Genomic DNA, 12,452 nt, shown 5'->3' with positions numbered 1-12,452 from the left:
CCATCTATACCCGTGTAAAATCTGTTGATCGTTCAGGGGAGTCCATATAAGGGCGAAGCGATACTGACTGACATTTCGATGGGTGGTACCGGGTCACTTTGTTCTGTATTCTCTTCATCGTTCCACTGAATAACTACTTCCTTGATCGTAACTGTATGAGATTAACCATAACAAACTTGCATAATATGCTTCCTGACTTTACTGGGTAGCTCACTATCGAACTCAAACCCCTTCATTTCTGCCACTTCAGCAGAAATCTCCGTATAAAGCTCTGTGGTTTCCAGCAATGCTCGTATCGCTTCTTCTTTGCCATAACTGCTAAAAATCCCTTGAATATGTTTGCTGAACTTCTCAGGCAGCCATTCATGCAAATGATGGCCGTTGTACCAGACGTCCGTCTTTCCATCACTTTTTATCGAGACGTACCACTCCATCATTGCCAGCAATAAGTCTTTCATCTCATTATCCCTCATTCTTGCAGGCCATAAATCACCACGAGTGATATAAACAGGCACTTGTGTTGCCTCGAACCAGAACTCGTGCAGGTTTTCATTAAACTCTGTTGATGATGGAATATGTGATTTAGTCAATTGGTGAGTGATTTCAGGAAGTCCGTTTGTAAGGCCAGTCTTATCAAGGAGGATCTTATAGCCGCGTTGATAAAGTTCATCCAAGCCTCTTTGTTTCATATCTTTCAGGCGTTTAACACTTGCCAGTGTGAAATCCACCTTACGACCGCCGTTAAAAACGACCAGACAAGTTGGCCAATCTGGTTCATCCTCTTTTTCATTAGCCAGATGCAATGCAACCATAACATCACCCAACTGCTTAAACCATAAATCGTTGCCTATTAATTCATCTGTTCCTGAACCAATCAGTTCTATATCTAGATCTGAGAATTTATCTACACGTGCATTTCTGGCACGGGAACCTGTTTGGATAACTGTATCAATACGGGGATCGTTATGGGCAAAAGTCAGGATTTTTTCCAGAAGGATTACCGGGTCTTCCATTATATGAAGTTCCTATTTAACTTTAGTAATGATTGATGAGTGAGACTAATCTCATAAATTAGCAGGTAATGTAATAACTTATAACAGGTAAAATACTCCGCGACAAATTGTTATAAATTGGTTACTTTGTTTAGTATATAAAACAAAATTGTGTGGATTTTTCGATAAGTAGCCGGTTCCATGAGGCATTTTTTGCCTCGTCAAACCAAGCCTTTAGTGGTTGTTTTGCATCTGGGTGTTTTTCTCAGAACGTTTTCGATGATGCAATGGATATTATTTTCATCACAGTCACCTTAATCCCGTCATGGGACTGTGGCAAGTATTATATCGCTTAACTGCGGTTTTTTTATGGGTGAAATATATTAACTACAATATCACAAGCTATAGAGTAGGTATGGAATGAGGTGTGTATGATGGTATCTCAGCACTTTCATTTACCGACACGTTTTCAGAACTGGCAACTTAAGGGTATCGATAATAACAATGCGCGTTTTTCTACAAAGGTAGGGAATCCTATGATATTCCTGAGCATTGCCGCTTAGATGTTTTTGTCTAAATGCCAGAATATTCAGTTTGGAATTTAAAACAGAAAAAATTATAGGATGAGATAGAAAGAATAAGAGAAAAATAATTTACAGATATTAAATATAAATTGAGGATGTATTTTAGATTCTCAAATGTTTAACTATTTATACCTAATAGATTTCAAGTTGCAGTGCGGTGGCAAGTGAACGTAGCCAACAAAGCAGCAGCTTGAAAGATGAAGGGTATATTACTGCCAATGATACAAAAACGGTTAACCTTATAAGTAATAAGAACACTCTATTGTTATTTTTCTGAACTAGACTGTGATTGATATGAATTATTGAAGTTTTTTTTCAATCTTTTAATGTGTTGATTATAAAAGAATATTATTTAATTTAAGGAGTGTATATGAGTTCTAAAAATGATTTTAAGGCTTTTTCTATTAGTGATAATGCGAATGTAGTCAGTCAAGAAAAATATGAAGGAAACCAGAGCTTGCAGACTGGATTTCCTCCAGATAATATTTCCACACACTTGTTAAATAAGGTGTTACGTCAGTCATCAACCATATCCTCTGTCGTCGCTGATTTTATCGCGACACGATCTGGCAATGATGTTATTGATGATGGAAATATAGCCAATCTGACCACTCAATTAAATAAAGCATTAGAACAAAAAATTACAACAGATATTCCCAGTGCTTCATTAACCCAAAAAGGTGTTGTTCAGCTGACAAATGTGATGGGTAATAGTGACACATTGGCAGTGACGCAACAGCTCGTTCAGAAAGAAATAAATTCATTACGTGAGTATACTTATCCCCGTGAAGAGATAGATAACCGGATTAAATCTACCAGTGAAATTCCTGCTGGTTCCCCTATTCCGTGGCCGTTGTCCTATCCACCTATCGGTTATTTCATTTGTAATGGTTCACCTTTTAATAAATTACAATATCCGAAGTTGGCGGAAGCTTATCCTAGCGGTAGATTACCTGATTTAAGAGGAGAATTTATCCGCGGATGGGATGATAATCGAGGCGTTGATAGTGGTCGTGGGCTTTTGTCTTGGCAGGGAGATGCAATCAGAAATATTACAGGGACAACTCAAGCTGTACATGCTCAGATGGCTGGCCTTCCCCAGACGCCTATCGTGAATGGGGTCATGGCATCGTTGCGATATGGTACGCGAGAAACACGTTCAGCAAATGGCGGTAGTAGTACTGATCTTACATTTTTTGACATTGATGCATCAAGACAAGTCCCAACTGCTCACGAAAATAGGCCCCGTAATATCGCATTTAACTACGTTGTAAGGGCGGCATAATTTTAGTGGCCGAAGCAACTTGAAGTAAGAATAAAGCCGGTTAGTCCGGCTTTATTTTTTTATTCTGAAAACAGAGAAAGGGTAATGTGCCATTATATGCCATGTTTAGCTTTGTGAATACTAAGTCGTATTATATTAAATCATTTGTTTGAAGATCTAATTGTTTTATGAAAAAGTTTAAAACGTTATTAGAGCCAGTTATTTTTGAAAATAAACTTTCTGATTAACTTATTTATATCTTTATTTGTCTTTCTGTATGGAACATAAGTTTTAATAAAATTGATTTTTGTTTGTTGTTTTTTTACTGATGGTTTTATAATGGGCATATTTAAAACTATTATGAAAAGTCATTTTTTTAACTTCTGAATTTAATTGATGTGAATTTTTAACCGTTATTTTTACCACTTTTTTCGTCTGCATTTTATTAAACTTAATCATCATCATGCCATATTAACTGTTTTATCCATTTTTTTATTATGCTATTTTTTATGGTTTGCTTCGTAAAATAACAGCGAGAAAACTCTAAAATATTGTGCTATTCAAAGAATATTATTTTTTATATCGATTTGTTTTCAACTCTTTGGCAATGGTTAATGAGTTTCGATTGCGTGTAATTATAAAAAGTGCATTTGTTGAGTTAAATCTGCCACAAATAAAATATTTTTCGATAAATGACTATAAATCGGTCATTTTGTTTAGTATATTAAACAAAGTTGGGAGTATTTTCGGACTAAAAACCAAAGTTATCGATTTTGAAACCATATACTAAATAGAGGCTAAAGTAATGAGTGAGTATATTGATTTTAATTCAACCATTTATCCATTCCCACCGAAGCCCGCTTTTCTCAGTACTGAAGAAAAGAAATACTGCCGTAAAAAAATCAAACAGCTTTTAAGACAGCAGGATGCAGTTATGGTTGCGCACTATTACACCGATCCAGAGATTCAGGCTTTGGCTGAAGAAACCGGTGGATGTGTAGCAGATTCGCTGGAAATGGCGCGTTTTGGTAATAATCATCCAGCGGCTACTTTATTAGTGGCTGGTGTACGATTTATGGGAGAAACCGCCAAAATTCTCAATCCTGAAAAGCGGGTTTTAATGCCAACGCTGGAAGCTGAATGTTCACTGGATCTGGGTTGCCCTGAAAAAGAGTTCTCTAAGTTTTGTGATAACAATCCTGATCGTACCGTGGTGGTTTATGCAAATACATCAGCTGCGGTTAAGGCACGGGCTGATTGGGTTGTGACTTCAAGTATTGCTGTTGAGTTGATAGATCATTTAGACAGTCAGGGCGAAAAAATAATTTGGGCGCCGGATCGGCATTTGGGGAATTATGTCCGTAAGCAAACAGGAGCGGATGTTCTTTGTTGGCAGGGGGCTTGTATTGTCCATGATGAATTTAAAACTCAGTCTTTGATCAGGATGCAAGGTTTATATCCCGATGCTGCGGTATTGGTTCATCCTGAATCACCACAAGCCGTTATTGATTTGGCTGATGCTGTTGGTTCGACCAGTCAGTTAATTAAATCAGCGCAGTCTTTGCCGCATCAGAAACTGATTGTGGCAACAGATCAAGGTATTTTCTATAAAATGCAGCAAGCATGCCCTGAGAAGCAATTATTTGCAGCGCCTACCGCTGGAGAAGGGGCAAGTTGCCGTAGTTGCGCTCATTGCCCGTGGATGGCAATGAATGGGTTACAGTCTATTGTTCAGGGATTGGAGCAGGGGGGGAGTCAGCATGAAATATTTGTTGAAGGAGGATTACGTGAAAAGGCGCTTATTCCTTTAAATAGGATGCTTGATTTTGCAACTCAGTTAAGATGGAAAATCAAATAATGGGTATATACCCGTAATCATTGAAGATGCTTGATTTTATCCGAAATGGAGATCATTATCCTCGCTATGAAAATATTTATTACATCAGAACAAAAAATCAAACTTGAACGTCTTCACGACACCACTCGTGATGGTCAGGTACGAGACAGAATAAAAGCGATCCTTCTGGCTTCTGAAGGGTGGAGTTCTGTGATGATAGCCCAGGCATTGCGACTCCATCAGACCACCGTTGACCGCCATATCGGTGATTACCTCAATCAGGGGAAACTTCAATCTGATAATGGGGGGTCTGATAGTTTACTTTCTTAAGAACAAACTAATTTTTTAATCAATCACTTATCTCAACATCTTTTCCATCACACCCATGAAATCGTGGCCTATGTTGCTCAGCTCTGGAAGATGACCTTTAGCATTCCCGGCATGAATAAATGGCTACACCGTCAGGGGTTTTCTTATAAAAAACCTTGTGGTGTCCCTCATAAATTCGATGCAGAAAAACAGCGACAATTTATTGAATATGACGAAAATCTTAAAGTTACCGCGAAAGACGAACCCATCCTTTTTCTTGACGCTGTTCACCCGACGCAAGGTACTAAACTCAGTTATGGCTGGATGCGAAAAGGTGAGAAAAAAACCGTCAAGACAACAGGAAGCCGGACTCGCCTGAATATATTGGGCGCGCTCAACCTGAATGCCATTGGTCGTACGGTGTTCCAGGAATATCAAACCATCAACGACTACAACATTTGCTGTTTTTTCAATGAAATAAGAAAGTCTTATCCTGACTATCATCAAAAAATTCACCTTATTGTGGATGGGGCGGGTTACAACAAAGCTCATCTCGTGAAGGAGTGGGCTTATGTTAGCAATATTGAGTGACATTACCTTCCTCCCTATAGACCAAATTTAAACCCGATAGAACGATTATGGAAGGTCATGAATGAACAGGTTCGAAATAACCGTTATTTCGCGGATAAACATGAATTTCGAGACAACGTTTTCAAATTTTTCACCACAACGCTACCGGATATAGCGGACTCGCTGACGTCTAGAATTAACGACCATTTTCAGGTGCTAAAAACTGCATCTTGAAGTTTCTTGGGTATATACCTCTTTTCGCACAGAGCCATCCGTCTGTCACATCTTGGGCTTCTTACTGGTGAAATATTTAACTAACTGTTTTAAAAATTAAAACAGCGGGCTTGTTTTGGTTATGTTTTAGTTTTAACCCTCGCAATATAGCAGTATCATTTTCAGACTAATCCACTTTCCCTGTTTCTCATTGCCATCTTTCGGTGTATGCGAAAAGTCATGTTTAAGGTTACTACCCATGGAGTTATGGATATTCATAGCGGTGATTTATGTTATTTACCTATTGTTTTTCAAAAAGAAAAAACATAAATCTGCAGTAACTTATTCTCCAAAACCAGCGAAAGCGCCCCCTAAAGAATGGCTTGCTGACATCAAGAAACAAGAGGCTATTGTGCAAGATGATGAAAGTGAGGATGACAATCTGGCCACTTTTACACTCAGCAGTGGCCGGAGTGTCGAATTCCGCATAACGCCTGTTGAACATCCGAAAAATTCAAAAACGGCAGATGCCCTGGCCCGATGGGTGCAGATGGGGGAGGGGATTGCTGTAGGTGGTGTAGAAATTTTCGGTGGTCACTTCTACTTCGGCCAGCGGATGAAGCCCGCAGGGAAGAATTTAACCGGCTATTACGACGATGGAAGCGAGGCATCACTAGTTGATGGCTCGTGTAAGATAAAGCCCACTTCATATCTTTACGAAGACGGTTCATTAGGATACTGGCCCAGTTTTTCCTCCCTTACCCCAGAAGCTCGCGGTGCGTATGTAAGTTGGCTTGCTAGTGATAGGTGCGACCCATCGTGCCCTATAGGCTACGTTTTTATCTATCTGTACGGCCTGGAAAGAAGAGCGCTTGTTGACTCCAGAAACGAAAATTTACCTGACGTTGAATTCCGTAACCTATTCAATGAAGTCTGCCGGTTAAGATCGGTATTCAGTGAGAACCGCTCCTTCCGTGGATATTCGTCCCAATTACTCGAAGCCATGTCTATTCTGCGTCCGGACATGGATTTAGCCACTGCTCTCGACCGCGAATCAGGTTTTAGCAATGGCATGCATTTTAAGCTGGCTCTGGCAAAAGCTGTGGATCAAGGAGTGCCTGTATCAGCCGAACTGGCACTGACTTGGGTAACAAACCATACCGAGTATGCGCTACGAACCCCCGCTCGCCGCTGTGCCAAAGAGTTTGCTGTGCTTTTCAAACGGTGTTACACCCTCAAATATGGTGAAGGGATGGTCGTCAAGGCGAATAAAACGCGCCTGCGGTTGGATTACACCCCTGCAAGCCCTAGTTTGCGAGGTGTTCGGCTTCCTGTACCCGACTTGCCAGACCCAAGTGCATTGAAGGGGCCCGTCCAGAAAATTACGACCCTTGCAGATGTCTGTACTGATGAACTTGATGCTTACAGTCGCTACCTCGGCAGGAAAGGCACGTCAACAGATGATACTGCCGCAATTATGTTGCTGCCTGCAGAGATCGTTAATGAAAGCGCAGAAAAAGTATTAAGCTCATTCAAACGCTGGGCTGATGAGGTGATACTCGGTAAAGAAGGGTTAGCCCCGGTTGCTGACTTCTGGGCACATATGAATGCCATCTGTCCGGCGAAGATTAATAAAAAAGAGGCTGACTTGATGCAGGCTTTTGCACAGAAGATGGGTTACTGCCTGGCACCTGACCCGTATTACCACCATGTGAAGGCAGAAGTTGATGGTAGTCTGGTTCTATTCCCTGCCGGTGAAGGTGCGCGCTTCTCACCTTCTCCAGAATTTATCTCAGCGGTAATGACGCTCAGATTAGGCGTGATGGTAGCCTTAATCGACAACACACTTGATCAAGCTGAAAAGAAAGTGCTGGAGAATGCCATCAATAATAATACTGGTTTCACCGATGCTGAAAAACGCTCTCTGCACGCGTATTTAACTTGGCAGCTTCATACTCCGGCCAATATGGCGGGGATGAAAAACAGGATTGCGCTGCTGAGCGCGGCGGAAAAATTAGCAGTGGGTAAGGTTATCGTAAGTGTTGCCTGCTCAGATGGCAGAATCGACCCTGCTGAAATCAAACAGCTAGAGAAGATGTATTCAAGCCTGGGGCTGGATCCTTCTACTGTCGCTGGCAGTATCCATCAGCATTCCACAGCTGAAATTACTCCCGTTTCATCTGCACCAGTAAGTCAGTCTATTGCAGAGTTCACTCTGGATGCTAACGTACTGGCACGGCACGAATCGGCCACAGATGATGTCCGTAAGTTACTGAGCACGATTTTCAATGAAGACGAACCGGAGCAGCCAGAGAGCGCTCCTGTCCCCTTAATGGAGAAAGTGGGGCTTGACTCTGCACATAGCCAACTTTATCGCAGGTTGCTGGAGAAGGAACAGTGGTCCCGCAAAGAGGCGACAGAGTTGTGCGGTAATTGGAATTTGATGCTCGGCGGTGCGCTTGAGGTGATCAATGACTGGTCCTATGCAGTGGTTGATGCGCCAGTGCTGGACGATGCCGATGATGATATCTGGGTAGACCTTGAAATTGCCAAAGAATTAGAGGGATAGTTAATGTCTGTAACACGCATAAGAGCTAAAGAACGCGACGCTATTATTCAGTCATTGAAGTCAGGCGTAACGCCAAGGATAGGTATTCAGCATATCCAGGTTGGCCGCGTGAATGAGATAACTGCTCTCCACCAAGATATTGAGCGGATTGCGGACGGCGGCGCAAGCTTCAGACTTATCATCGGTGAATACGGGTCTGGCAAAACGTTTTTTATGAGTGTAGTGCGCTCTATTGCGCTGGAGAAAAAGCTGGTATCAGTCAGTGCCGACCTTTCTCCAGACAGACGTATTCACTCATCGGGAGGTCAAGCGCGTAATCTCTACTCAGAGCTTATGAAAAACATGTCCACCCGAAACAAACCGGAGGGCAATGCGTTACTTAGCGTTGTGGAAAGGTTCGTCACTGAGGCAAGGAAGGAAGCAGATGCGGACGACTCCTTGGTTTCATCGGTTATTCATAAACGCCTGGCTGCTTTGTCAGACATGGTCGGCGGATATGACTTTGCGAAGGTCATTGATGCATTCTGGCGCGGACACGAGCAGGATAACGAAACGTTAAAATCCAATGCCATTCGCTGGCTGCGGGGAGAATACACTACCAAAACCGATGCCCGTAACGATCTCGACGTCCGGACGATTATCTCAGACGCTTCGTTCTATGATGCGTTGAAGTTGATGAGCCTTTTTGTCCGTCAGGCAGGCTATGCCGGTCTATTAGTCAGCCTCGATGAAATGGTGAACCTATATAAGCTGAATAACACGCAAGCAAGAACAGCGAACTACGAACAGATTCTGCGGATCCTGAATGACTGCCTACAGGGCTCTGCCGAGAATATTGGTTTTATCCTTGGGGGTACTCCCGAGTTCCTGTTTGATCCGCGTAAAGGACTTTACAGTTATGAGGCGCTGCAATCGCGTTTGGCTGAAAACCGGTTTGCACAGAAAGCAGGGGTGATTGACTACTCGTCACCCACGCTGCATCTTGCCAGCCTCACCCCTGAGGAACTGTATATTTTACTGAAGAATCTTCGCCATGTTTATGCGGGCGGAGAGCCCGAGAAGTACTTGGTGTCAGATGACGCACTTACCGGTTTTCTACACCACTGCAGTAAAACCATTGGGGATGCTTACTTCCGTACTCCCCGTAATACCATCAAAGGTTTCCTCGACATGCTGGCCGTGCTGGAACAAAACAGAACGATAAACTGGCAGACGCTTATTTCGGGTGTGGCGATTGAAGATGACAGGCCCAGCGATATGGATAACCCCATTGAGCAGGAAGAAGATGATAACGGCTTGGCCAACTTCAAATTATGAGCAGCGCGTACGATAATCTCGATCCCCGCGTCCGTAGGTGGGTTTATGAGCAGGGCTGGTCTGTATTAAGGCCCCTGCAAGAGAGCGCTATCCCGGCAGTTTTAGCCCGTGACCGAGATGTGCTAATTAGTGCAAGTACGGCAGCGGGTAAAACAGAGGCTTTCTTTTTGCCTGCCTGTTCAGCGGTTGCAGATCTCACCAGTGGATTTGGTATTGTCTATATCAGCCCGCTTAAGGCATTGATTAACGATCAGTACCGTCGTATTGAGAGCCTCGGCGAAGCGTTGGATATGCCGGTGACGCCTTGGCATGGGGATGTACCGCAAAGCAAAAAGAATAAGATCCGTGCTAACCCATCTGGCATCCTGCTCATCACACCGGAGTCACTCGAGTCTTTACTCATAAACTCATCAGGCTGGCTCAAACAGGCATTTTCGTCAGTTGCTTTCATTGTGATTGATGAGTTTCACGCCTTTATTGGTTCAGAGCGGGGTATGCAACTGCTTTCTCTGCTCAACAGAATTGATCATGTTCTGGGACGCCACACAAATCCTGTCCCCCGAGTTGCGTTGAGTGCCACACTGGGCGAGTTGGATAAAGTGCCTGAACTGCTGCGCCCGGATAAGCGTCTGCCCTGCGTCACGGTGACAGACAGTAATAGCACGGCCACACTGCAGGTGCAGGTAAAAGGTTATCTGGAGCGGGTGATCGAAAAAGGAGAAGAACTTCAGAGCTCAGCCGAACAACAAGTTTGCTCTGACATTTTCAGACTCTGCCGTGGTGACTCCCACCTGGTCTTTGCAAACAGTCGAAAGCGTACTGAAGGCATTGCGGCAACGCTGGGCGATATGTGTGAGGAAAATGTTGTTCCCAATGAATTCTTTCCCCATCATGGATCCTTGGCCAAGGAATTACGCGAGACCCTTGAAGCCCGTCTACAGAAAGGGAATTTGCCCACAACAGCTGTTTGTACGATGACGCTTGAATTGGGTATTGATATCGGTAAGGTGCAGTCGGTTATACAAGTAACGCCTCCGCATTCTGTTTCTAGTCTGCGTCAGCGTATGGGGCGTTCAGGGCGGCGCGACTCCCCATCGGTGCTTAGAATGCTAATTACTGAACATGAGCTTACAGCAACCAGCAGCATCGTGGACCACCTGCGGCTTCAGTTGGTCCAGTCGATGGCGATGATCAGGCTGATGATCTCTAAGCAATGGTTCGAACCTGCTGATTTACGGCAGAAGCATTACTCCACGCTGCTGCACCAGATTCTGTCAATTACTGCGCAATGGGGCGGAGTTCGTGCTGATCAGCTCTGGTCACAACTATGCCAGACAGGTCCGTTCCGAAATGTCGATTTAGACGATTTCAAAAGTTTGCTAAAGCATATGGGGGCATGTGGCCTGCTCACTCAACTTGCTAGCGGTGAAATGGTTGTCGGGGCAGAGGGAGAGAAACTGACTAATCACTACACATTTTACGTAGTGTTCAATACGCCAGAGGAGTTCCGCATTGTCACGGGAAGCCGAACCCTTGGCACAGTGCCTGTGGACTCACCGCTTCTGCCTGATCAGCATATAATCTTTGGTGGACGACGTTGGAAAGTTACAGAGATCGAGGTGGAAAAAAAGGTTATATCTGTTGAGGCGACCAAAGGTGGCCAGCCGCCACAATTTAGTGGTGGAGGGATGTCTGTTCATGATGTTGTTCGCAAGGAAATGCTCGCTATCTACAGGGATAATGATTACCGTATCGCGGTAGGTAACAAGAGAGTTGATTATGCTGATACCGCAGCCAGAAGCCTCTTTGCGGAAGGCAGTAGCAACTTCCAGCGTTACAACCTCCAAAACGCCCATTTTATTGCCAGCGGTCAGCACTGTTACGTGCTCCCTTGGATGGGAGATAAAGTCGTCAATACGATAACGGCCTTGCTCATGCGCTGTGGCTTTAAAGCCAGTTCATTTGCAGGTGTTATAGAGATAGAGGACTCAAGCGTAGCCTCAGTCCAGCATGTGCTTAAAGAAATGCTATTCTCGGGCTTACCTTCAGATTTTGAGCTTGCTGCTGATGTTCCAGAAAAGTATCTGGATAAATATGACGAATATCTACCAGAGCACCTGCTTGCCAAAGGATATGGGGCAAAGGCGTATGACATCGAAGGCACGCGCATCTGGCTGCAGGAAAATCTTCAGTAATCTGGCTTCGTAATCAGGGTATAAATAAATTATCTATACCTGTTATCTTTCAAGTTGCCTCTTTGTTGGCTGCACTCACTCACCCCAGTCACATAGTTATCTATGCTCCCGGGGATTCGCTCCCTTGCCGTCGCGATGCATCTTGAAATCTATTGGGTATATACCCTGAGTTTTTTATTTCCCTGTGGATTTACTAGGCTTTAACTCCGGAGTATTACCAGGAGTATCTTTATTATCACGTCGACGTTGATCCGGTTTTCCTGTCGATTTAGCAATTGGTTTAGGACCAGGTTTAAGACCCATAATAGTTATCCTTTAAAGGTTTAAGAGGGAAGCCCTCTATATTAATATTTAATAAAAATTCTCAATAGAGATTTTGTGCCTTCCAAGGATTAACTTGCTATTTTGTGAGAAACGTCCGATCTGAGCGAGGAGCGGAAATGCGAAATTGTTCTTATCACCGAGGGGGTATTACTAGGTAGTGTCCCTTAATTATATAATCTCCGGCAAAAGAGTCGAATACAGCCTAATTTCACCATCGACAGATAGTTTCGTGCTGTTTTTTCATAGCGTGTTGCAATACGTCGATTACCTTTCAAAAA

The 12,452-nt window shown here is 43.5% G+C and carries 8 protein-coding genes and 2 pseudogenes; 7 read left to right on the top strand and 3 right to left on the bottom strand.

The window, feature by feature from the left end:
- Positions 1-161: 161 nt before the first annotated feature.
- Positions 162-1,013, bottom strand: a complete 852-nt coding sequence (locus EAE89_RS15255) for an aminoglycoside 6-adenylyltransferase (protein WP_214086176.1) — start codon at positions 1,011-1,013, stop codon at positions 162-164.
- Positions 1,014-1,423: 410 nt separating this feature from the next.
- Here EAE89_RS15255 and EAE89_RS24025 point away from each other — a divergent pair, with 410 nt between their 5' ends.
- The 7 genes and pseudogenes from EAE89_RS24025 to EAE89_RS15225 all read left to right on the top strand — a co-directional run bounded on the left by EAE89_RS24025 (position 1,424) and on the right by EAE89_RS15225 (position 11,850).
- A complete protein-coding gene (locus tag EAE89_RS24025; protein ID WP_262500065.1) occupies positions 1,424-1,555 on the top strand; it encodes a hypothetical protein in 132 nt (43 codons plus the stop codon).
- A 391-nt stretch (positions 1,556-1,946) separates the two neighbouring features.
- Complete coding sequence (locus tag EAE89_RS15250) at positions 1,947-2,861, top strand: tail fiber protein (RefSeq protein ID WP_054481024.1); 915 nt, start codon at positions 1,947-1,949, stop codon at positions 2,859-2,861.
- A 784-nt stretch (positions 2,862-3,645) separates the two neighbouring features.
- Positions 3,646-4,698 (top strand): quinolinate synthase NadA, encoded by a 1,053-nt coding sequence (gene nadA, locus EAE89_RS15245; protein ID WP_214086175.1) that lies wholly within the window; start codon positions 3,646-3,648, stop codon positions 4,696-4,698.
- Positions 4,699-4,764: 66 nt separating this feature from the next.
- Positions 4,765-5,790 (top strand): annotated as a pseudogene (locus EAE89_RS15240) (IS630 family transposase).
- Between the two features lie 238 nt (positions 5,791-6,028).
- The gene (locus tag EAE89_RS15235; RefSeq protein ID WP_214086174.1) at positions 6,029-8,338 is read left to right on the top strand and encodes a tellurite resistance TerB family protein; all 2,310 of its coding nucleotides are present in this window, start codon (positions 6,029-6,031) and stop codon (positions 8,336-8,338) included.
- Between the two features lie 3 nt (positions 8,339-8,341).
- Positions 8,342-9,655, top strand: coding sequence for an ATP-binding protein (locus EAE89_RS15230; protein WP_054481477.1), 1,314 nt, complete (start codon positions 8,342-8,344; stop codon positions 9,653-9,655).
- Positions 9,652-11,850, top strand: a complete 2,199-nt coding sequence (locus tag EAE89_RS15225; RefSeq protein ID WP_214086173.1) for a DEAD/DEAH box helicase — start codon at positions 9,652-9,654, stop codon at positions 11,848-11,850. Before EAE89_RS15230 ends, EAE89_RS15225 begins: the two co-directional genes overlap by 4 nt.
- Positions 11,851-12,024: 174 nt before the next feature.
- On the opposite strand, the gene EAE89_RS24020 is transcribed toward EAE89_RS15225, so the two are convergent.
- Together EAE89_RS24020 and EAE89_RS15220 are read right to left on the bottom strand one after the other, a co-directional pair.
- Positions 12,025-12,153, bottom strand: coding sequence for a hypothetical protein (locus EAE89_RS24020; RefSeq protein WP_021552173.1), 129 nt, complete (start codon positions 12,151-12,153; stop codon positions 12,025-12,027).
- Positions 12,154-12,338: 185 nt separating this feature from the next.
- A pseudogene (locus EAE89_RS15220) lies at positions 12,339-12,452 on the bottom strand (IS5/IS1182 family transposase); the annotation flags it as partial.

This window comes from Photorhabdus heterorhabditis (assembly GCF_018448905.1).
Taxonomy (GTDB): domain Bacteria; phylum Pseudomonadota; class Gammaproteobacteria; order Enterobacterales; family Enterobacteriaceae; genus Photorhabdus; species Photorhabdus heterorhabditis.
Note: the sequence above shows the minus strand (reverse complement) of the source record. Positions and strands in the feature narration are given on the sequence as shown.